At 56.7% G+C, this 22,304-nt stretch carries 20 protein-coding genes and 1 pseudogene; 15 read left to right on the forward strand and 6 right to left on the reverse strand.

Going from position 1 to position 22,304, the window contains the following annotated elements; genetic code table 11:
• Positions 1 to 5 precede the first annotated feature (5 nt).
• The 6 genes from araH to FEM41_RS20620 all read right to left on the reverse strand — a co-directional run bounded on the left by araH (position 6) and on the right by FEM41_RS20620 (position 8,401).
• Positions 6 to 986: an L-arabinose ABC transporter permease AraH gene (gene araH / locus FEM41_RS20595; protein ID WP_138098040.1), complete on the reverse strand. Its 981-nt coding sequence runs from the start codon at positions 984 to 986 to the stop codon at positions 6 to 8.
• Positions 987 to 999: 13 nt separating this feature from the next.
• On the reverse strand, positions 1,000 to 2,511 hold the full coding sequence (gene araG, locus FEM41_RS20600) for an L-arabinose ABC transporter ATP-binding protein AraG (RefSeq protein WP_138099279.1): 1,512 nt from the start codon (positions 2,509 to 2,511) through the stop codon (positions 1,000 to 1,002).
• A 16-nt stretch (positions 2,512 to 2,527) separates the two neighbouring features.
• Positions 2,528 to 3,520, reverse strand: coding sequence for an arabinose ABC transporter substrate-binding protein (locus FEM41_RS20605; protein WP_138098041.1), 993 nt, complete (start codon positions 3,518 to 3,520; stop codon positions 2,528 to 2,530).
• Positions 3,521 to 4,091: 571 nt separating this feature from the next.
• Entirely contained in the window at positions 4,092 to 5,282 is a 1,191-nt protein-coding gene (locus tag FEM41_RS20610; RefSeq protein ID WP_138098042.1) for a glycoside hydrolase family 88 protein, read from the reverse strand.
• Between the two features lie 9 nt (positions 5,283 to 5,291).
• The gene (locus FEM41_RS20615; RefSeq protein ID WP_138098043.1) at positions 5,292 to 6,566 is read right to left on the reverse strand and encodes an oligosaccharide MFS transporter; all 1,275 of its coding nucleotides are present in this window, start codon (positions 6,564 to 6,566) and stop codon (positions 5,292 to 5,294) included.
• Positions 6,563 to 8,401 carry a DUF2264 domain-containing protein gene (locus FEM41_RS20620; protein WP_196240467.1) on the reverse strand — a complete coding sequence of 613 codons (1,839 nt, stop codon included), beginning with the start codon at positions 8,399 to 8,401 and terminating at the stop codon, positions 6,563 to 6,565. The genes FEM41_RS20615 and FEM41_RS20620 overlap by 4 nt, the downstream gene beginning before the upstream one ends.
• A 229-nt stretch (positions 8,402 to 8,630) precedes the next feature.
• On the opposite strand from FEM41_RS20620, the gene FEM41_RS20625 reads away from it, so the two are divergent.
• The 15 genes and pseudogenes from FEM41_RS20625 (at position 8,631) to FEM41_RS20695 (ending at position 22,298) form a co-directional block, all read left to right on the forward strand.
• Positions 8,631 to 9,473, forward strand: a complete 843-nt coding sequence (locus FEM41_RS20625) for a helix-turn-helix domain-containing protein (protein WP_138098044.1) — start codon at positions 8,631 to 8,633, stop codon at positions 9,471 to 9,473.
• Positions 9,474 to 9,888: 415 nt separating this feature from the next.
• Positions 9,889 to 10,362 carry a ferritin-like domain-containing protein gene (locus FEM41_RS20630; protein ID WP_168198837.1) on the forward strand — a complete coding sequence of 158 codons (474 nt, stop codon included), beginning with the start codon at positions 9,889 to 9,891 and terminating at the stop codon, positions 10,360 to 10,362.
• Between the two features lie 206 nt (positions 10,363 to 10,568).
• Positions 10,569 to 11,162 (forward strand): annotated as a pseudogene (locus FEM41_RS20635) (TetR/AcrR family transcriptional regulator).
• Positions 11,163 to 11,174: 12 nt separating this feature from the next.
• The gene (locus FEM41_RS20640) at positions 11,175 to 11,966 is read left to right on the forward strand and encodes a winged helix-turn-helix domain-containing protein (RefSeq protein ID WP_138098046.1); all 792 of its coding nucleotides are present in this window, start codon (positions 11,175 to 11,177) and stop codon (positions 11,964 to 11,966) included.
• Positions 11,966 to 12,484, forward strand: coding sequence for a FidL-like protein (locus FEM41_RS20645; RefSeq protein ID WP_138098047.1), 519 nt, complete (start codon positions 11,966 to 11,968; stop codon positions 12,482 to 12,484). The genes FEM41_RS20640 and FEM41_RS20645 overlap by 1 nt, the downstream gene beginning before the upstream one ends.
• Before the next feature lie 388 nt (positions 12,485 to 12,872).
• Positions 12,873 to 13,151 (forward strand): BMC domain-containing protein, encoded by a 279-nt coding sequence (locus FEM41_RS20650; protein ID WP_001540796.1) that lies wholly within the window; start codon positions 12,873 to 12,875, stop codon positions 13,149 to 13,151.
• 17 nt (positions 13,152 to 13,168) lie between these two features.
• Positions 13,169 to 13,453: a BMC domain-containing protein gene (locus tag FEM41_RS20655; RefSeq protein ID WP_138098048.1), complete on the forward strand. Its 285-nt coding sequence runs from the start codon at positions 13,169 to 13,171 to the stop codon at positions 13,451 to 13,453.
• A 14-nt stretch (positions 13,454 to 13,467) separates the two neighbouring features.
• Positions 13,468 to 13,746: a BMC domain-containing protein gene (locus FEM41_RS20660; protein ID WP_138098049.1), complete on the forward strand. Its 279-nt coding sequence runs from the start codon at positions 13,468 to 13,470 to the stop codon at positions 13,744 to 13,746.
• Positions 13,747 to 13,799: 53 nt separating this feature from the next.
• On the forward strand, positions 13,800 to 15,398 hold the full coding sequence (locus FEM41_RS20665; RefSeq protein WP_138098050.1) for an acetaldehyde dehydrogenase (acetylating): 1,599 nt from the start codon (positions 13,800 to 13,802) through the stop codon (positions 15,396 to 15,398).
• A gap of 25 nt (positions 15,399 to 15,423) precedes the next feature.
• Positions 15,424 to 15,681: a EutN/CcmL family microcompartment protein gene (locus FEM41_RS20670; protein ID WP_138098051.1), complete on the forward strand. Its 258-nt coding sequence runs from the start codon at positions 15,424 to 15,426 to the stop codon at positions 15,679 to 15,681.
• Positions 15,682 to 15,696: 15 nt separating this feature from the next.
• Complete coding sequence (locus tag FEM41_RS20675; protein ID WP_138098052.1) at positions 15,697 to 16,851, forward strand: 1-propanol dehydrogenase PduQ; 1,155 nt, start codon at positions 15,697 to 15,699, stop codon at positions 16,849 to 16,851.
• A 25-nt stretch (positions 16,852 to 16,876) separates the two neighbouring features.
• The gene (gene cutC, locus FEM41_RS20680; protein WP_138098053.1) at positions 16,877 to 20,263 is read left to right on the forward strand and encodes a choline trimethylamine-lyase; all 3,387 of its coding nucleotides are present in this window, start codon (positions 16,877 to 16,879) and stop codon (positions 20,261 to 20,263) included.
• A 56-nt stretch (positions 20,264 to 20,319) separates the two neighbouring features.
• Positions 20,320 to 21,267, forward strand: coding sequence for a choline TMA-lyase-activating enzyme (cutD, locus tag FEM41_RS20685; RefSeq protein ID WP_138098054.1), 948 nt, complete (start codon positions 20,320 to 20,322; stop codon positions 21,265 to 21,267).
• A gap of 12 nt (positions 21,268 to 21,279) precedes the next feature.
• Positions 21,280 to 21,681: a BMC domain-containing protein gene (locus FEM41_RS20690; RefSeq protein WP_138098055.1), complete on the forward strand. Its 402-nt coding sequence runs from the start codon at positions 21,280 to 21,282 to the stop codon at positions 21,679 to 21,681.
• On the forward strand, positions 21,678 to 22,298 hold the full coding sequence (locus tag FEM41_RS20695) for a phosphate propanoyltransferase (protein WP_138098056.1): 621 nt from the start codon (positions 21,678 to 21,680) through the stop codon (positions 22,296 to 22,298). The genes FEM41_RS20690 and FEM41_RS20695 overlap by 4 nt, the downstream gene beginning before the upstream one ends.
• Positions 22,299 to 22,304: the final 6 nt, after the last annotated feature.

Here is a 22,304-nt window from a genome sequence, read left to right on the forward strand (position 1 = left end):
AACGATCAGGCCTGACTTCTGAGCTTCTGCTTATAGCGGTCGAAGATCACCGCCAGCAGCAGAATCAGACCGCGCACCACGTACTGCGAAAACGGCGAAATGTTCAGCAGGTTCATGGCGTTCTCCACGGTGCCCAGAATCAGCACCCCGGCGATCACCCAGGAGATCTTGCCCACGCCCCCTTTCAGCGACACCCCGCCCAGCACGCAGGCGGAGATGACAATCAGCTCGAAGCCAATGGAGGTCATCGGCTGGCCGCTGGTCATACGCGAAGCAAGAATAATGCCCGCCGCCGCCGATACCAGACCAGAAAGCACAAAGATAATGATACGGGTACGCACCACCGGTACTCCGGAAAGCCGCGCCGCCTCTTCATTACCGCCAATCGCCAGGGTATTACGGCCAAAGGTGGTCTTGTTAAGCAGAAAACCGAAGATGACCATACAGCCTGCGGTCAGCCAGATAGGCGCAGGCAGCCCCAGCCAGTTGGCATAGCCCAGGGTAAAGAAGCGCTCGTCCTCAACGCCCACCGCTTTACCGTCGGAAATGATATAGGCCAGCCCGCGCACGATCTGCATCATGGCAAGGGTGGCGATAAGCGCGTTGATCTTAAGCCAGGCGATCACCAGGCCATTAATCAACCCGCTCACCGCTCCCAGTGCCAGCCCGGCCAGCACCCCAATCCACAGACTTTCGGTCATATTGATGACCACGGCGGTCGTGACCCCGGCACAGGCGATCACCGACGCTACCGACAGATCGAAATCGCCGGAAGCCAGGCAGAACAGCATGCCGCAGGCCACCATCCCGGAAAGAGATACCGCAAGCCCCAGCCCTTTCATATTCACGAAGGTGGCGAAGTTGGGCACAAAGATAGCGCAGGCCAGAAACAGCAGCGCAAAGACCACCAGCATGCCGTACTGTTCCCAGATACGGCCCGGTGAAAATGACGACCCGGAAGCGCCAGATGTGGTTAATAGTGACATCGAATTTCCCCCTTTACGCGGCGCGGCCAGATTTCGGCATCGCCAGAGCCAGCACCTGCTGCTCGTCGGCCTGACCATGTAAACACTCCCCGGTAACCTGCCCTTCGCACATCACCACAATGCGATCGGCCAGCCCCAGCACTTCCGGCAGATCGCTGGAGGCGAACAGCACCGCCACCCCCTGCTCCGCCAGCGCGTAGATGACGTTGTAGATCTCATGCTTCGCTCCAACGTCAATGCCGCGGGTCGGCTCATCCAGCAGGATCACCTTCATACTTTCCGACAGCCAGCGGCCCAGTATCGCTTTCTGCTGGTTGCCGCCTGACAGGTTCATCACCAGTTGATGCGCCCCCGGCGTGCGAATATTGAGCGACTGAATATGATGCCGGGCGTTCTGCGCTTCCCAGCGGTTATCGATAAGGCAGCCCGCGTTGATATGACGCCGTCGGGCGCTGATATTGATATTCTCCTGTACCGAGTGCACCGCGATAATGCCGTCGGCCTTGCGGTCTTCCGGGCACAGCATCATGCCAGCGCGAATCGCAGCGCCGGGATCGCGCAGGTTAACCGGCTCGCCATCGATCCAGATTTGCCCTTCCTGGAGGCGGGTGGCGCCAAACAGCCCCTTCATCAGTTCGCTGCGCCCGGCCCCCACCAGCCCGAACAGGCCGACGATTTCACCGCCCCGCACCGACAGACTCACCGGCCCGCGCACGCCGGGTGCCTTGATACCTTCCAGCCGCAGCCGTTCGTCGCCGTGGTCGCGCGGATGCCAGCCGTAGATATCGGCAATCTCGCGCCCCACCATGGCCTGTACCAGTCGGTCGTGATCGACCTCCTGCATATCGGTAAAGGTACGTATATAGCGGCCATCCTTAAACACCGTGATGGCATCGCTCAGGGCGAAGATCTCCTCCATGCGGTGTGAGACGTAAATAATCACCCGCCCTTCGTCACGCAGCTCACGGATAACCCGGAACAGCTGTTCGATCTCCCTGGCCGACAGCGAACTGGTGGGTTCATCGAAGGCGATAATCCGGGCATCTCGCGCCAGCGCCCGGGCTATTTCCACCATTTGCCACTGGCCCAGCGACAGGTATTTCAGCGGGGTACGGGGATCGATATCCATCCCCAGCCGGGTTAACTGGCGTCTGGCCTCATCGTTCAGACGCCGGTTGTTCACCAGCCCCCCGCGCTGGGGCAGTTGCCCCAGGCTGATGTTTTCCGCCACCGTCATTTCCGGCACCAGGTGCAGCTCCTGGTAGATAATGGCGATACCCGCCTCCAGCGCGGCGGCGGGTCGGTCAAAGCGCCGCTCTTCCCCGCCAATGACCAGAGTGCCGCTTTCGGGTTGATAGTTGCCGCTCAGAATCTTGAGCAGCGTCGATTTTCCGGCGCCGTTTTCCCCCATCAGGGCATGGACCTGCCCGGCATGACACTCAAAGCTGATATCGCTCAGGGCGGTCACGCCGGGAAACACTTTTCCGATACCGCGAAACGCGAGGCCGGGTTGTTGCTGTATCATCATTACTCCTCAGCCCTTACTTCGTGGCCGCCAGCCCTTTCTTCGCCAGCTCCTCTTTGAAGTTGTCGCGGGTGATCAGCACCACGTCGGACACCTCGGTAAACTTCGGCGGCTCGGCATCTTTGGTGACCCAGTTGTAGAGCATTTCGCTGGTTTTATAGCCGTGAACGTCCGGGCTAGGCAGCAGCGAACCGTAGAACCCGGTGGGCTTCGACTTCGACAGTTCGCTTACCGCATCCACGCCGTTGATACCAATACCGATCACATCCGCCGCCTTAAAGCCCTGGCCTTCGGTGGCGCGAATGCCCCCCAGTACCGTGCTATCGTTCATGCCGATGACCAGCCAGTGTTTTACCTGAGGATGCTGAACCAGTAGCGAGTTTCCGGCATCCAGCGCGCCGGGAATATCATTGGATTTGGTGGGCACCTGATAGATTTGATCCGCCGGGAAGCCTGCCGCTTTCAGCGCGTCCATGGAGCCGGTAGTGCGGCGGCGCGCGGTATCCAGCTCGTTGGCGGTAATCGCCATGACGCCGGTCTGTTTCACATCCCAGCCGCGTTTTTGCATCTCTTTGTACAGCTCCTGCCCCTGACGCTCACCGATTTTGGTGGCCGCCATCATCACCAGCGGTACGCTTTCCATCGGCTTGCCGCCGGCAGAGACAAACTGGTCATCCACGGCGATCACTTTCATATCGTAACTGCGGGCCCGGGCCATGATGGCGGCGCCCAGCTTGGGATCCGGGGTACAGATCACAAAGCCTTTCGCGCCATTGGCCGCCAGGCTGTCGATGGCATTCAGCGTCTTTTCCCCGTCCGGCACGGCGATCTTAATCACCTCGAAGCCCAGATCTTTGCCTGCTTTGTCGGCAAAACGCCATTCGGTCTGGAACCACGGTTCTTCCGGCTGCTTCACCAGGAAGCCCAGCTTGAGGTTTTCGGCCAGGGCAGACTGTGACATGACGGCGGCCAGGCCAATGGCCGCCAGCGCTTTGGTCAATTTACGCATAATGAACTCCATCCAACTTTCAGGTCGTTATTGTTAGTCGGGTTACGGCATAAAAACCCTGATGTTGCGAGATTGTGATGCAGCCATAAGTTGTAGCGGGAAAAGCGTCATTCAGAGGAGAGCAAAATCACAGCGCAGAATTTCAGTGATTGTGTACATAAATTCAGCGAGTTCAGGCATAAAGCGAGGGGCTATTTCGTGATCCAGGCGAGGTTTTATTGATCGGGAGGGGGTTCAGGTTCTTCGGCAGTAAACATCGCCCTGATGCTTTGTTTCAGAAGAAAAGCGGCAGAATATGATGATGCGGAGGGCTGTTCCGTTCACTTTTCGTGACTGCTTCTCTGTTGATTCACAGCCGGTGAACGGGCCAGGGGGGCTCAGTCGCCCTGGTCCGTTCACTGGCTCCGAAACTGACATATAAAAAATAAACTCAAAGTGAACGGAGCCTTCGCCAGCGTGACATATTCCGCCTGAACACAGCACCACTGCAATAATATTTCCTGTCGATGAAACAAGGGGGAGAATGGCAAACTGCGATGGCGCTCTCCCCCCAAATGGGGAATAAGGAAAATTACCAGTACGAGTACCAGCTCTGCCGCAGACGAATCAGCGCCTCCAGCCAGAAATAGTCCCCCCAGCTACAGCATTCATCCACCCCTTTGCCGCTCGACATATGGTAAACCGAATGCTTAAGCAGCCCTTCACAGGCTTCATCGTCCCGGGAAAGATAGTGCCGGGTCAGGGATTCCATCATCCGCAGCGCCATCTCCTCGTAGGCCGGACGCAGCGGATCCAGCGTAGGCAGCGCCTTTACCAGCTCCAGCAGACCGCACACCGCAATGGCCGCCGCGGAACTATCGCGCACGGCGTCGGTGCCGAGCAGCGCCAGGTCCCAGTGGCAGACATCATCTTCCGGCAACCGGTTCAGGAAGTAATGCGCCAGACTACGCGACAGATCAACGTAGTCGCGCTCGCCGGTGTGGTTCCAGCTCAGCAGGAAACCGTAGATGCCCCAGGCCTGGCCCCGGGACCAGCAGGAGTTGTCGCTGAATCCCTGATGGGTGTTGCCAAAGCGCGGCTCGCCGCTATTCACGTCCATGTAGTACGTGTGATACGTCGAGGCGTCCGGTCGCACCACATAGCGTGCCGCCTGTTGCGCATGGGCTCGCGCCGCCTCCCGATAGCGGGCATCGCCGGTCTGCTGGCTGGCCCAGTAAAGCAGCGGCAGGTTCATGTTGCAGTCGATAATCATCCGCCCCTGCTGTTCGGGATCGCGCAGATCGCCCCAGGCCTGGATTATCTTCGCCACCGGGTTGTAGCGCTCCATCAGCGCATCCGCCGCCTGCAGCGCCGCCTGGCGGGCCGCCTCGTTGCCGGTCAGTTGCCAGGCGCTGACGCAGGAGAGCGAATAGAGGAAGCCCAGATCGTGCGTGGCGGTGTCAATTCGCTGTTCAATACGGCGATAGAACGACGGCAGATAGCGCTCCGCCGCTGCGCGGTAGCGCGCTTCACCGGTCAGTTCCCAGGCCAGCCATAATTGCCCGACCCAGAAACTGGTCGTCCACTCCACATTTTCGGTACGCGGCCAGCGCCCGTCCTGGCAGGCTTCGCCGGGAAACTTATCGCCAAAGGCCGCCAGATTGCTATCGAACTGGCGGGTAGCGCGCGCCAGCGCGTCTTCCAGCAAAGTTTTCAGCGCGGGTCTGTCAACCTGATGCAGTTCAACGGGGCGCAGGGGCTCGGTAACGACAGAACGGATCATAACGTCTCCTCATTGGGAAGGTTGGCCGGGAGTAGACACCACCGCTGGGGGCGCCTGGCGCACGGGCGCGCGCCGCTCTCCGGAAAGCGTAAAGACAGAAACCAGGGTAAACAGCAGCGCACAGGCGCCCATCAGCAGATAGGTGTGCTCGAAGCCAATGCGGTCGTAGAGATAACCCGCCGGCGGCGCCACCACCACCGAGCCGACGTAAATCATCGCCTGATAGCCCAGCAGATACATGGTGGCATTCACTTTTTTGTCGAAATGGGCGGCGATATATTTGAACACCGAGATCAGCAGCAGCGAGATCTCCAGACCGTACAGCGGCTTGATAATGGAGATCACCAGCGGATCTTCGGTCAGACCGCAGGCGATAAGCCTGGCCCCGACCACGCAGCCGCAGATAATCAGCCCGGCTTTGGCGCCATAGCGGTTTACCAGTAGCGGAATAAACATCATCATCACAAATTCGGTGCCGGACTGAACGGTGCTGAGATAGCCGAACCAGGCGTTGCCCTGCTCCCGGGTGTCGAAGAACGAGACGAAATAGCGCGGAAACTGCTGTTCGGCCACAAACATCATCCAGGCGACGCCCGCCACGTAAAGGCTGAACATCCAGAACTTGCGGTTACGCAACAGCGCCACCACATCGCCGGGCATAATCTTGTCTTTGGCGATCACATCGTTGTCGCGCAGCAGATCGTCTCCCAGCTTGAGACTGACCAGCATCAGTAACATCAACACCGAGGTGGCGCTACTCAGCAGGAAGTTCGCCAGCGGCGTCAGGTTAAACAGCAGGCCGGAAAATGACGCCGCCAGCGCCCAGCCCAGCGAGCCCCACATCCGGATACGCCCGAACTCCAGACCATACAGGCGACTAAAGCGATCGGCGTAGGATTCCGCCGCCGCCACCCCGGCGTACCAGCCCAGGCTGAGCCAGAAGGCGCCGACAAACATGCCGATGGTGGTGTGGTTCAACAGCAGCGGTTGATAGACCCACACAAAGAACGGCGCCATCAGAGCCGAGATAATGCAGACAAAATAGAGCAGCCACTTGCTCATGCCGATTTTGTCCATGATGTAGCCATAAACCGGCTTGAGGATGACGGCGAACAGGCCGTTCACCGCAAATACGCTGCCGATGGTCATGCTGTCCAGCCCTACTTTCTGGCTGAGCCACAGCGCGTAGAGCCCAAAGCTGGATGACCAGGTAAAGAAGTAGAGAAAAATAAAGCTGCTCATTCTGAGCTGGGCGCTGCGGGTCGGTGTTGATGAAGCCGTCATAATGTTCTCCCTGTGGCGACAAGCCGAAATGCGGTTTGCCGCTCGCCGTGACAAATCACAATTTGCTGCCCTTCCCGCTGCAGGCGGGGCGGCTCCTGTCCGGTAACATCGCTATCCCCGGCCCACACCGCACAGCACAGCAGGTGCTCACCGGCTGACAGTTCGCCGCGCAGCACCGGAATGGCGCAGCGCTCCGGCCACATCAGATTGCTGTTGGGCGGCGTCATAACCACTTCACCGCAGCGCGCTGGCGTACCGATATCCAGAATGCCGCTCCGGCTTTCTCCGCTGTGTAGCCAGCAAGCCCCCGGTTCTACGCGAGTATTCACCTGCTGGCCGGGCAGGCTAAAGCCGCCCTCCGCGCTTTCCAGCGGCCGATCGCTAAAGAGGTGATGGACCCGCACCTGCCATTCGCCCAGCGCCAGCTGCCAGCTGTCGATCTGCACCTCTGGCCACGGCCGCCAGCGGCTGTAAATGATGCCATCCCAGGTTTCGACCCGCTCGCAGTCGCGGCGACCGCGCCAGTAAGCGTCCCCTTCGCTAAGCAGCATCATGGAGTCGACGGCGGCGTGAGGTAGCCCGAAGCGCCCGCGCTCCAGGGTGAAGCCAAAACGGCTGGAGTAGGCAAATTTGCAGTATTTGGCTTCGGTGTTGACGTAGTTATTTAGCTCCAGTTGTCCGGCGGTCGCCATCCACAGATGGCGTCCCTGGCGCACCAGCACCTGATCGGCCTGGGGAATGCTGTGCTGCGCCGCTAAAGGCGGCAGCGGCAACTCTGGCGCCTGCCAGAAGGGGTGTGATTCCTCAAGCGCCAGCACCAGCAGGGTTTTTAGCGCCCAGTAAGGAGAGCCCGGCGCGTTATAATCTTCGGCCATCACCAGGTTTGGGTAGCAGTAGCCCACCGACAGCACGCCATCGCGATCGAAAATCGGCTGGCGCATCCACCAGCGCAGATGGCGCAACACCAGTCCTTTAATCACGCCGGGCGCGAAGGGCTCCAGCCCGGTAAAGGCGCAGGCGCTCCAGAAAGCGCCCTGCGCGAAGCGGTAGGTCAGGCTGCGGCCAAACGGAATGGCAGCGCCCTCTTCATCGAAAAAGTGAATAAAGTCACGGGCGAAACGGGTGGCGCGCTGACGCAGCAGGGCACAGCGTTCAGGGTCGATATCCGCCATCAGTCGAGCGTAGAGCAGGCCGTAGAAGTGAAAACCCATGGCAATGTAGTAGTCGCGCGGGCGCCCAGGACCGTCGCTGTACCACCCTTCCCCCAGCCAGTAAGCCTCCATACTGGCGAAATGGCGCTCCACCACGGTCATATCGAAGGGCAACCCGGCTGCGCGAAACCCGACCTGAACCAGAATCGGAAAGAAGTGCCAGTTGTTGTCGGGAATTTCCGCCTGTTCGCTCTGCTTCAACCAACGCCACAACCGCTGGCGTTCGACTTCGCTAAAGTGGGCCAGCAGCGGCTGCGGCGCGATAGCCAACAGCAGACCAAAGGCGGCCATCTCCACCACCCGCTGGTCAAAGGGACCGATATCACCCCAATAGCCGGAATGCCCGGGCGTGACCCCGGCCTTGATGGTGGCGATGTAATCCATCAGTCTGGCGGGCGTCTCGCCCCCTGCCAGTAGCGGCGCCATTCCCCACAGCAGCCGGGAAAACGCCTCGATGCCGCCAATATCGTGCCCGTAATGGGCGCAGCTATTTCCCAGGTCGAGGCGGGCGCGGTTGCTATCAAGCCACGGCTCAGCCGCTGCCAGTAAGCTTCTGGCCAGACAACTCACCTCTTCGCGATTATTTAACGTCAACCCGGCACTATTCATATTTTCAGGATGCACAGATCCCTCCCGTCGTACGCGACAGTCATTAAGATGAATCACTCATGGAATGATGGCCGGCGCCTGCCATCAGGGCTGGGGCAGAGTATCGGCATTTTCGAAAAGGGGGGTGTTACCCGGCTCACAAAAATGAACCATTATTTCAATTTAGTGCGGCGTTTTTATCGTTAAGCGCGATAAATTGCAGAGGGTAGCGGAAAAATTTAATTTTATTGCACTGGCGGCACAAATGGAACAGACTCAGCTTCTTGAACATATTCTGCTTAATCAGCGGACCATCTCTTTTAACCGGATGCGCCATTCCAGCGCTCTCTATTATCACTGGCACCAGTGTCTGGAGATTCTGTGGATTTCTAAAGGCTACGGTATTGTGGTGGTGGATAACCAGCACTATACCGCCCGGCCCGGGCGGCTGTTTATCTTCCCGCCGTTCAGGCTACACAAGGTACAGGTGGATACCAGCGCCAGTAACCCCTATCACCGGACCACCATGCATATCGATCAGAGCGAAGTGCTGGGCGCGATGCGCGACTTTCCCCGCCAGCAGCATCAGTTCTCTTTGCTCTCTTCCAGCGAGGCCCCGGCCCAGATTTGCGATCTGAATGAACGCAGCGCCTTTGTGGAGCAGATTCTGGGGGACTTTGGCGCGCTGGAGCGCGAAGGATCGCACCACACCAGCGACGTGGCCTTTCTGGTCATGCAGATGATGACCTTTTTGCCACCGCGCCCGGAGGCCTGGCGGCCGCGCAACCCGACGGTATCGGCGCGCATTATGGCCTGGGTTGAACGGCACTACAGCGAAAAGTTCAGCCTGGACCGTCTGGCGCAAGAGATAGGTCTGTCGCGCAGCTATACTTCGCGCCTGTTTCGCCAGCAGACCGGCGGTAGTCTGCATGAATATCTGCTCAGCCGAAGAATAAAGCGCGCCTGCGAACTGCTGCGCACCACCGCGCTGCCGGTAGAGGCTATTGCCGCAGCGGTGGGCTTCAGCGACGTGACCTGGTTTATTACCAGCTTTAAAAAGATGATGAACAGCACACCGCTGCAATACCGCAAAAATATCACGCCATGAGAAAAAAACTATTCACGAAAAATTGATCCAGTGCAGTTATAACCCTGTCGTCATCCTGATAAAAAACGAAATTCGTCATTTTCCCGTCAGTAAATCTGAAACACTCCCTCCATTAACATTAATTGCGAATCGCGCTACCAATAATTCAAAAATGGACTGGCGCTTCGGCCACCAAAAGATAATAAACCTGTTGCAAACCAGCTATGACGCAGCTTACAGGCCTGTGCCGATTTGCAATTCCGTATTTGCCACATCTTTCATACAGAAATTTACTCAATAAGACTTTTCCTATCAAAAATTAAGCGCTAGTATTCCCACCAGGAAAATGGACCCATGTTCTGGTGACAGAACACCGCTATATCAGTCCTGATGGCCAGCAATGAAACGGTGCAATACGGAAATAAGGATATTAAACATGTCAGTCGCTGGAATTCACCAGAAACTCAACACCCAGATAGAGCGCGAGTTTCACGCCTCTCACCTCTATATGCGGTTAAGCAGCTGGAGCGCAGAACAGAGCCTGAATGGCCTTTCCTGCTTTTTGCGCAGCCAGGCCCAGGAGTGCATCACCCAAATGATGCAGGTCTTCAATTATATGAAACGGGCCGGTGCCAACCCAATTATCGGCACCGTTGCGCCAGAATCGCTACCCTGTGACTCTCTTGAACATCTGTTCGAACAACTCCATGACGAATTCCAGCGCCGTGACGAAACCCTGAACCAACTGAGCCAGGCCTCCTGGGCCGCCCGGGACTTTACCACTCTGGCGTTTATCACCCAGTTAATGGGTCAGCAACAACTGGATAAGGCGCGCCTGGAAAGCCTGCGCCATGAGATTTTCCAGGCCCTGGCGCAGGGTCAGTGCATCCGCCAGGCCGGGCTGAATTAATATCGGCAACCTGTTTACCTTGTGAGTGGTGTTCGCCCGGTGCTCCCGGGATTTTTTCAGCCCCTGTCCGGGGCTGCTTTTCCCCTTACCCGCTTCCCATCTCCTGCCCAACGAATTGTGAGCTTTCACACAATAACGGATTTCCGGACCTGGCCACGCCCTTTCACATTGATAGCGATCAAGAATAATCATACCGTCTGGTCGGTATGCTTTCGGCCATGAACCGGGAAACTCAACACCGAAAAAAAGATCCTACCCGTCTGTACCGTCGGCTACTGGAAGCGGCGGCGATGATTGCCGGAAGAGATGGCATTGCTGCACTCTCGCTGAACGCCGTAGCGAGTGAAGCCAGCGTCAGCAAGGGGGGGTTATTACACCATTTCCCCAATAAGCAGGCGCTGATTTTCGCTCTGTTTCACCGTCTGTTGGCGATAATGGAACAGGCGATCGTGGAGTTAATGGCCGCCGATAACATCGCTTATGGTCGGTTTACGCGCGCCTACTTACGCTATCTTTCCGATCCCAATCTGACCGACACGCATGAAAGTCGCCAGTTGATGGTGCTGTCGCTGGCGATGCCGGATGAACCAGTGCTACGGCAGTGCTGGCGCGACTAGATATTGAATCATCTGGCGCAAGGCGACGAGCTGGACAACAGCCATATCGGCACCCTGGTTCGTTACAGCGCGGACGGCATCTGGCTATCGGAGTTGACCGAAGGGCGCACGATGAGCGTCAGCCATCGACGATCGCTGGTAAATGATCTGACAAAGATGACGCTTCCCACGTTCAGCATTTAGATTGAGGTCGCGATGCGCTATACCATCAATGCCCGGCTCATTTATGACGCGACGGATGGCACGCTAACCCTGGCGAATAGCGACGCTCCGGGGAGTCAGCTTTCAATCACCGCCAGCGCGCTACTCTGCTTTTTCCTGCATAATACCAGCATCGTCAGCCGCGATGAGGTACTACAAAAAGTCTGGGATGATAACGGGCTAACCTCATCGAACAGTAATCTCAATCAGTATCTGAGTATGCTGCGCAAAACCTTTCGCCATTACGGCATCGATAACATCATTATCAGCGTATCGCGCGGCCATCTTCAGCTAAACCCGGATGTCCACATCCAGATGCCGGCTCCCGCTCCTGCCCCGGCTCTGGAAATACCGCCGCAACCGACCCCGGCCCCCGAACATGCAATAACAGAGGCTATTGATACGCCGCAAACGCACGGTCTGTGCTGGTATCTTGCAGGCACGGGTATGCTAATCATCGCGCTGCTTCTGGTGCTGCTTAGCATGGTTAGCGGTAGTACATTGCTCCCTGTTGCCCTGACTCCAATACACCACAGCCAGTGCGAGCTGTTAGCCAGTGATGTCATGCTGCATTCCGTTTCCGAAACCACCTACGTCAAAAACTTCGATGCCGTGCTCCAGCGCCTGAATCTGAAGTGTAAGCCAGGCGAACGATTTATCTTCGACTACCTCGATCGGCTGGAAACCAACGGTCTTGGCCGCGTATTTATGGCGCATTGCGCAATGAATGAAAATAACCCGTTCAGTTATTGCAATAACTATTTTTACTATTCGTGGAAGCCGTAATGAGACTTGCTCCTCGTTCGTTTTTCGTTCTCTCTACTGCCGTGTTGATTAGCGCCGCCGGATTCAGCGCCTGGCGACACCTTTCTGTAAAAAATAATGGGATGATGAGTTGCTCAGCCAAAGCCATCATGCGTTTTGAGAATATGGAATATGAAAATGTAAACGGTAATGTCCATTTCAATTTCGGCGAAAACGGCAAAGGTTCGATGGTCGTTGAAGGGTATACTGACTCCGCCTCGGGCTGGCTCTATTTGCAGCGCTACGTAAAATTCACCTGGACCAGCAAACTCATCTCCGGCTCCGAACGCAACTACTACATCAGCAAATGGGAATCCAGCGCCTCTTCCATTGACGAGTCGCCGAATGTCATTTTCGACTACTTTATGCGCGAAATGTCCGACAGTCACGATGGTCTGTTCCTTAACGCTCAGAAACTTAACCCGCAAGCGATTCTACTCAGCTCCATTAACTCACCTCTCTATATCTGCACATTGAAGTCCGGTAGCAAACTCGATTGACCATTTTCCTTTTTGCTCCTTCACGCTGAAATCCCATTCCCCGGTTCTGGCGCAAAATATGATCGACTCCGCATTTATCAATCGGCTAAATAACGCCCTTCCGCCCCCAATTTATCCTTTTTTTAACATTCTCTCCAGGCAGACTCAATAACCTTTCCAGCCACCATCTCATTCACAAATAAAAGACAAAAAACCAGAGCAAACCAATAAACCAATGCCTGAAAAGGCGTAAATACCAAAACTAAAAACCAAAAATAACACATACGCAGGATTTAAATTCAATTCCTTCAGCCACCCCCTATAGTGAATCCTGAACGCCGCTTCCGCGTATTAATGCCGTCACGTGGACGGTTTCCCGAATCAAAAATCTGTTCTGGAGGAGATCACGATGGGTGATGCATTAGGGCTTATCGAAACCAAAGGCCTGGTGGCCTGCATTGAAGCGGCGGACGCAATGTGTAAAGCCGCCAACGTTGAACTGATCGGGTATGAAAACGTCGGTTCCGGTCTGGTTACCGCCATGGTGAAAGGCGATGTCGGCGCAGTGAAAGCGGCGGTGGATTCTGGTGTGGAATCGGCGCAGCGCATCGGCGAAGTGGTGACATCGTTAGTGATTGCGCGTCCGCATAACGACATCAACAAAATCGTCATAAAACACAAGGCCTGAGGGCCAGGAGAACGCAAATGGGTGATGCATTAGGTCTGATTGAAACCAAAGGTCTGGTGGCCTGCATTGAAGCGGCGGATGCGATGTGTAAGGCCGCCAACGTTGAGCTAATCGGGTACGAAAACGTCGGTTCAGGGCTGGTCACTGCCATGGTGAAAGGAGATGTCGGCGCGGTGAAAGCGGCAGTGGATTCCGGCGTGGAATCGGCACAGCGCATCGGTGAAGTGGTGACTTCACTGGTCATTGCGCGCCCACATAGCGACATCAACAAAATCGTCGCGCATTACAAAATCGCAGAATAACGGGAGAAGACACGATGAAAGAAGCGCTTGGTCTGATAGAAACCAAAGGCCTGGTGGCCTGTATTGAGGCCGCAGACGCCATGTGCAAAGCCGCCAACGTTGAGCTAATCGGGTATGAAAATGTCGGCTCCGGTCTGGTCACTGCCATGGTGAAGGGCGATGTCGGTGCGGTTAACGCAGCGGTAGATTCCGGCGTAGAAGCGGCGAAACGCATCGGCGAGGTTATCACCTCTCGCGTGATTGCCCGGCCACACAACGACATTGAAAAAATCGCGGCGCAGCATAAGGCGTGACCTGACAGGGCACGCCCCGTCCCCACTCTTTTCGTCTGATGAAGGATAGACTCATGATTGAACTGGACAACGATTTGCATTCCCGGCAGAACGCCCGGGAACAGGTGCGCGACGCCAAAAAGGCTCAGGCGATTCTGGCCACCTTTTCGCAGCAGCAAATCGACGCCATCGTGAAAAACGTGGCCCAGGAAGCCGCTCACCACGCCGAAACGCTGGCGAAAATGGCCGCGGAAGAAACCGGTTTTGGCAACTGGCAGGATAAAGTCCTGAAGAACCGTTTTGCCTCGCTGCGCGTCTACGACACCATCAAAGATCTCAAGACCGTCGGCATTATTCATGACGATCCGCTAAAAAAAGTGATGGATGTGGGCGTGCCGCTGGGCGTGATCTGTGCACTGGTTCCCTCAACCAACCCAACCTCAACCGTTATCTACAAGACGTTGATTGCCCTAAAAGCCGGTAACGCTATTATCTTCTCCCCGCACCCGGGCGCGCGTCAATGTAGCTGGAAAGCGATTGAAATCGTCAAACGCGCGGCTGAAGCGGCGGGTGCGCCGCCAGGCAGCATTGGCGCCATTAGCCAGCTGACGCTGGAAGCGACCTCTGAGCTGATGCACAGCAAAGACGTCTCACTGATTCTGGCGACCGGTGGAGAAGGCATGGTGCGAGCGGCTTATGCTTCCGGCACCCCCACGATTAGCGGTGGCCCGGGGAACGGTCCGGCATTTATCGAACGCAGCGCCGACATTCACCAGGCGGTGAAGGATATCGTCGCCAGTAAAACCTTCGATAATGGGGTGATCTGCGCTTCCGAGCAGTCGATCATCGTCGAACGCTGCATCTACGACGAAGTACACCGCGAGCTGGAATCCCAGGGCGTGTACTTTATGAACGAGCACGAAGCGGCCAAAATGGCGGCGCTACTGCTACGGCCAAACGGCGCCATCAACCCGAAAGCCGTTGGCAAAACCGCGCTGTACCTGAGCCAGATGGCCGGATTCAGCGTTCCGGCAGATACCAAAGTGCTCATTGCACTGCAAACCTCAGTCTCGCTTAAAAACCCCTACTCCCGCGAAAAACTGTGTCCGGTACTCGGCCTGTACGTGGAAGAAGACTGGAAGGCCGCCTGCCAGCGCGTGATGGAGTTACTGGCCAACGAAGGACTGGGCCACACTTTGGTTATCCATACCCGCAACCAGGATGTGATCCGCCAGTTCTGTCTGGAAAAACCGGTTAACCGCATTCTGATCAACACCCCTGCCGCACTGGGTGGAATCGGCGCAACCACTAATCTGTCCCCTGCGTTAACCCTGGGCTGCGGTGCCATCGGCGGCGGCTCCAGCTCCGACAATGTCGGCCCCATGAATCTGCTGAATATCCGTAAAGTCGGATACGGCGTACGCACTCTTGAGGAGTTACATGCACCGGTTAGCCGCCCGGATCCGCAGCTCACCCCGGCCCCCCTGACCGATAACCCGCAGCGTAGCATTCTCGATGACGTGCGTTTCACCGTCTCCAGCGGGGCGCCTACCCACAGCGCGACGGCGGACGACCGCTTCACAACGGCCTCCGCCGCCATCGAAGAGAGCGGCATCACGGAACAAAACGTGGAACGCGTTATCCGCCAGGTACTGAAACGTCTGGGCAATTAACGCAGTGATATAAGGCGATAAAACCATGATTCTCGCAAAGGTAACCGGGCACGTCGTCGCCACGCAGAAATGCGATGAGCTACGCGGCAGCAACCTGTTGCTGATCACCCAATTAGATGACAAGCAGCAGCCAATGAAAGACCGCACCTGGGTTGCCGTCGATAGCGTCGGCGCAGGTATGCACGACATCGTGTTGGCAGAAGAGTATTTCGCACTCAATAAGGATCGCTACAAAGCCATGTCGGTGGTTGCCATTGTCGAGAACCTGTTTCGGGACGCTTAAGGAGTGACTAGCCCAATGAGTGAATTTTTACTGAAACCGCGGATTTGTTTCGGTCAGGACGCCCTCTCGGTGCTGAACGAACTTTCCGCCCGCAGCGTACTGCTGGTGACCGATAAAGCGATGGTCAAATTTGGCCTTGCCGGGCGCGTGACCCAGTTGTTATGTCAGCGCGGTATCGCCTGGCAGGTGTGGGACGATGTGCAGGCGGATCCGGATATCGCCACCGTGGTTCGCGGTATGAAGCTAATGGATAACCATTACCCGGACCTGGTTATCGCGCTCGGCGGCGGTTCGGTTATCGACGCGGCTAAAGCGGTTATTTTCGCCCTGGCGCAAACCTGCCCGCAGGCGCACCGTCCGCGCCCCAGCTTTGTCGCCATCCCCACCACCAGCGGCACCGGTTCGGAAGTCACTGCCTTCTCGGTGGTGAAAGCCAACGAGGAAAAACTGGTGCTGGTGGATGCTTCTCTACTGCCGGATATCGCCATTTTGGATCCAACGCTGGTGGCTTCAGTGCCGCCAGCGATTACCGCCGACACCGGCATGGATGTACTTTGCCACGCCATTGAAGCCTACGTCTCCCGAGCCGCCAGCGACTTTTCCGACGCGCTGGCGGAAAAAGTGGTGCAGCAGGTATTCCGCTATCTGCCGACCTGCTGGCGCAGCGGCGGCGATCTGCAGGCGCGCGAAAAAATGCATAACGCCTCCTGCATGGCAGGTATGGCCTTCACCAACGCGTCGCTGGGCATCACCCACAGCCTGGCTCATGCCCTTGGCGGCGTTTTTCGCGTGCCCCATGGCCGCGCCAACGCCCTGCTGATGGCAGAAGCGGTGGCGTGGAACGCCGACTTCCACGGCCAGTGCGACACCCACGCAGCACAGAAATATAGCCGCCTGGCGCATCTGCTGGATCTGCCCGCCAGCACGCCGCGCCAGGGCGTCGCCAGCCTGCTGGCCGCCATTCAGGCCTTAAAAGACGAAATGAATATGCCCGTCTGCATCAGCGACACCGGCATTGAGCCATTTGAATTCGAACGACGGCTACCGGAGATGGTCGGCCAGGCGCTACGCGACAGCTGTACCCCAACCAACCCACGTGCGCCCGCCCCCAATGCCTTAACCGAGCTTTATCGCCGGGCCTGGTCCGGTAATCCCGTACAGGGCAACTGATAACAAGATTTGGAGAACCTTACCCATGGCACACTACAACTTAACGCCGCGCGTCAAAGTGCTGGCAGACCGTTTACTCTCACAAAACGGCACCCTGTGCAGCGAACACGCCGCGATCCTCAGCGCGCTGGATAGCGATATCGCCGGGCTCCCCGCCGCCGTCAAACCGGCTCGCCGTTTCTATGAATTGATGCGCCAGTTGCCGCTGACCATCAGCGCAGACGAACTGATTGTCGGCAACCAGACCCGTAAACCGCATGGGACGATTTTCCATGACGAAAGCGCAACCCAGCGCCCATCGACTTTCCAGTTCCTCAACCTCAACAGCGATCTGGATTCACCGGACTACAAACTGGTAGTCGAAAAAGGGGTACTGGCGATTAAGCACCAGTTAGAAGAGAAAACCCGCGCGCTCGGCAGCGCGGTCAGCCGCAGCGGCATGGATGAAATCAACGGCTGCCGCGCCGCCGCCTACGCCTGCGACGCCCTGCTGGCGCTGTCGCAAAACCTGGCCACCAGCGCCGAACAGCTGGCCGCCGCGGAAAGCAACACCTACCGTAAAGCCGAACTGTTAGAAAGCGCGGCGATTCTGCACCACGTTCCGGCCCATCCGGCGCGTAATTTCAAGGAAGCCTGCCAGGCGTTCTATCTGTTTCAACTGGCGCTACAGTTGGATAACGGTAGCTACGCGGTCAACCCGGAAGGCGCGGACAAAGCGCTGCTGCCTTACTTCCAGCGCGATATCAGTAGCGGCGCGCTGAATACTCAGCAGGCGTATGAAATCGTCGAATGCCTGTGGTTCAAGCTGGCGGAGCTGAGCGAAGTCCGCGCCGCCTGTGCGGTCGACGGCTATCCGATGCTCGACGCCATGCTGCACGGCGCAAGCTTCAATAACGCCGGGATCAACGAACTCTCTGAGATGTTTATCAGCGCCCAGCGCAACCTCAGCGCGCTGAATCTGCCGGTGCGTCTGTTTAGCGGCCTACAACAGGTCAGCCACGTACCGTTCGCCGCCAGCGCCGACACCCCGGTGATGGAGGGCCTAACGCCGCGCATGCAGCGTCTGCGTAACCACTACCTGACGGTGCGTCCGAGCGTCTCTATCTATCGCGCGCTGGCCTTTACCGAAGTGGTGAAAGCCAATCCGGGGATGCCGACTATTCTGCTGCGGGCGAAAGCCTTTCGCCACGCCTGCGAGACCGCGCCAATTCTGATTCAGGACGACGAGCTGATCGTTGGCCATCCGTGCGGCAAGCCACGCGCGGGCGCCTTCTCGCCGGATATCGCCTGGCGCTGGGTACGCGACGAACTCGACACCATGAGCACCCGCCCGCAGGATCCGTTTGAAATCAGCGAAGCAGATAAAAAGACCATTCGCGAAGAGATCGTGCCGTTCTGGGAAGGCCGTTCGCTGGATGAGATCTGTGAAGCGCAATACCGCGAAGCTGGCGTCTGGGCTTTCAGCGGCGAAACCTTCGTCAGCGACCTCTCCTACCACCAGATTAACGGCGGCGGCGACACCTGCCCGGGCTACGATGTGCTGCTGTTCACCAAAGGGATGAACGGCATTAAAGCCGACGCCGAGGCGCACCTTGCCAGCCTGAGCATGGAGAACCCGGAAGATATCGACCGCATCTACTACTACAAAGCGTCGATTGAAACCTGCGAAGGGGTGATTAACTATGCCCGCCGCATCGCCGCCCGCGCCCGCGAACTGGCCGCCATGGAGCAAAACGCCCAGCGCCGCGCTGAGCTACTGACCATCGCGGAAGTGAACGAAAACGTGCCAGCCAATCCACCGAAAACCCTGCAGGAAGCGCTGCAGAGCATCTGGACCGTCGAATCGCTGTTTGAAATCGAAGAGAACCAGACCGGCCTGTCGCTGGGCCGCGTAGACCAGTACTGCTATCCGATGTTCGAAGCCGACATTCGCGAAGGCCGCCTGACCCACGATTCCGCACTGGAACTGCTGCAGGCGTTCATCATTAAATGCGCCGAACTGATGTGGATGTCGAGCGAACTGGGTGCGAAATACTTCGCCGGTTATCAACCGTTTATCAACCTGACCGTTGGCGGTCAGAAGCGTACCGGCGGCGACGCCTGTAACGACCTGACCTATCTGATTATGGATGCCGTGCGCTTTGTGAAGGTCTATCAGCCTTCACTCGCCTGCCGCATCCACAACCAGTCACCGCAAAAATATATGGAAAAAATTGTCGACGTTGTCAAGGCCGGTATGGGATTCCCGGCCTGTCACTTCGATGATTCCCATATCAAGATGATGCTGCGTAAGGGATTTGATTTTGAAGACGCGCGCGACTACTGCCTGATGGGCTGCGTCGAACCGCAAAAATCCGGACGTATCTATCAGTGGACCTCTACGGGCTACACCCAGTGGCCGATCGCGATCGAGTTCGTCCTGAACCGCGGTCGTATGGTGCTGTTCGATAGCTATCAGGGGCTGGACACCGGCGAACTGTGCGAACTGCGCACCTTTGAAGATTTCGACACGGCGGTGAAAAAACAGATTGCCCATATCGTGCGCCTGTCGGCGATCGGCACCGTTATCAGCCAGCGCGTTCATCGCGACGTTGCGCCGAAGCCGCTGATGTCGCTGCTAGTGGAGGGCTGCATGGAAAGCGGCAAAGATGTCGCCGCCGGTGGCGCGATGGTCAACCACGGGCCGGGGCTCATTTTCTCCGGGCTCGCGACCTACGTCGACTCCATGGCCGCCATTCACAAGCTGGTGTATCAGGATAAGAAATATACCCTTGAGCAGATCCGCGATGCGTTGCTGGCTAACTTTGAAGGTTTTGAAGCGCTGCGCCGTGACTGCCTGAACGCGCCGAAATACGGTAACGACGATAACTATGTCGACCAGTACGCGCTGGATATTACCGAATGGACCGAGAAAGAGTGCCGGAAGTACAAGATGCTCTACTCGACCCTCAGCCACGGCACCCTGTCTATTTCCAATAACACGCCGATTGGCGAGCTAACCAACGCCACGCCGAATGGCCGCCTGGCGTGGATGCCGCTCTCCGACGGAATCAGCCCGACTCAGGGCGCGGATAAGCAGGGGCCGACGGCGATTATTAAGTCGGTCAGCAAGATGAACGTCGAAACCATGAATATCGGCATGGTACATAACTTTAAGTTCCTCAAAGGGTTGCTGGATACCCCGGAAGGCCGCCACGGCTTGATTACGCTGCTGCGCACCGCCTCCATTCTCGGCAACGGCCAGATGCAGTTCAGTTACGTCGATAACGAAGTGCTGAAGAAGGCGCAGCAGGAGCCGGAGAAATACCGCGACCTGATTGTTCGCGTTGCCGGTTACAGCGCCTATTTCGTCGAACTGTGCAAAGAAGTTCAGGATGAAATTATCAGCCGTACTGTCATCGAGAAATTCTGATAGCGGTATTAACGTTGTAGGACAGGGATGTCCATAATATTTTTCTGGAGGTACGCGTGAGCGACAATAAAGAATTAACCGGGCGTATATTCAACATTCAGAAATATTCAATCTATGATGGCGATGGTATCCGTACACTGGTTTTTTTCAAAGGCTGCAATATACGCTGTCCCTGGTGTTCTAATCCAGAAGGACTTTCCAGCCAGTTCCAGGTCATGTTTTCTAATGATAAATGCATTAATTGCGGCGCCTGTATCGACGTCTGCCCTGTTGGTATTCACTATCGCACTCAGAAAAATGGTGAAGTGAAGCATTTCATCAATCGGGAAAAGGAGTGTATCGGCTGCCGAAAGTGTCAGGACATTTGCACCCAGGGCGCACTGGATATTGTCGGTAAAGACGTCACCGTCAGTGAACTGATGGAGATCATTATGCAGGACTATGATTTCTATATCTCTTCCGGTGGCGGCGTAACCATTGGCGGCGGAGAAATGAGCCTGCAGACTGATTTTGCTGTCGCCCTGTTTAGCGAATGCAAAAAAATGATGATTAATACCGCCGTCGAGACCCAGGGCACAACGTCACTGGAAAATTATCAAAAGTTAGCGCCGGTCACCGACACTTTTCTGTTCGATATTAAGCAAATTAATAGTCAACACCATAAGACCATGTTCGGCATCGGTAATGAAAGCATTCGTCGTAACCTTGAATGGCTGGTGGATTCCGGCGTCAGTGTCATTATTCGGATGCCGTTAATTCGCGGGTATAACGACTCATGGGAGGCGATTACCGGCACTATTGATTATGTACAAAAATTATCCCGGCGCGGCAACATCCGCCGTATTGATATATTGCCCTATCACCAACTCGGTCGGAAAAAATATGAACGACTGGATCTGCCCTATCCCATTACCGGGGATCCATCTTACCTTCCGGAGGAATTAGAACAGCTGGAAAAATTCTTCCGGACATTTGATTTTGATATCCGTTTAGTTCGCCATTGACAGGAGCTGACAATGAAAAGTTTAGGCGTAATTGAAACTCAAGGATTCGTCGCCGCCATTCAGGCCGTTGACGCCGCCTGTAAAGCCGCAAGCGTTGTCTGCATTGGCTATCGCAAAGTGGGGGCGGGACTGGTCAGCGTTTACTTCGAAGGCGAGATCAGCGCCATTCACACCGCTATTGCTCGCGGTTGTGCCGTCACCGGTATCAACCACCCCGTTAATTCGCTGGTTATCGCACGCCCGGAACCTGCCGTTATCGATACCCTGAGCACCATAAAAGGACGCCCGACGACAGCGGCCCGTTCACCAGCCGCAGCGGCAGACGTTGCGGTGGAACCAAAGTCGGTGCAGGTACCGATAACACAGGCGGAGGAAGGTAAGAGCACCGCATTGAAGAAAGGGAAAAAGGCATGATCGACTCCCTGCTACAGCAAAGAATTTTCGCCCAACTGGCGGCTGTGAAGCGCGATATTCCGGTGGGGATCTCCAACCGTCACGTCCACCTGGCCCAACAGGATGTTGAATCGCTGTTCGGCAAGGGCTATGCCCTGACGCCGCTTAAGCCCCTGCGTCAGCCGGGACAATTCGCCGCTCAGGAGTGTGTCACCGTAGTCGGGCCGAAAGGTTCGCTGACCCGAGTGCGGGTGCTCGGCCCCACCCGCCCGATATCGCAGTTGGAGATCTCCCGCGCCGACGCCTTTACCCTTGGGATTAAAGCCCCACTACGTGAGTCCGGCCAACTGGATAATGCGGGTAGCGCACTGCTCATTGGCCCCGAAGGTCACATTGAGCTGCGTTCGCAAGTGATCTGCGCCTGGCGGCATATCCATATGTCTCCCCAGGACGCCAACCAGTTTCATGTTCGCAACGGCCAGAAGGTGAGCGTGCGTAGCTGCGGCGAACGCCAGCTGACCTTTGATGAAGTGGTGGTGCGCGTGCGCGACGATTTCGCGCTGGAATTTCATATCGACACCGAAGAGGCCAATGCAGCCGGGTTAAAAAACGGCGCACTGGTTACGTTGATGGGGTAACGGAGA

This window comes from Jejubacter calystegiae (assembly GCF_005671395.1).
GTDB classification, from domain to species: domain Bacteria; phylum Pseudomonadota; class Gammaproteobacteria; order Enterobacterales; family Enterobacteriaceae; genus Jejubacter; species Jejubacter calystegiae.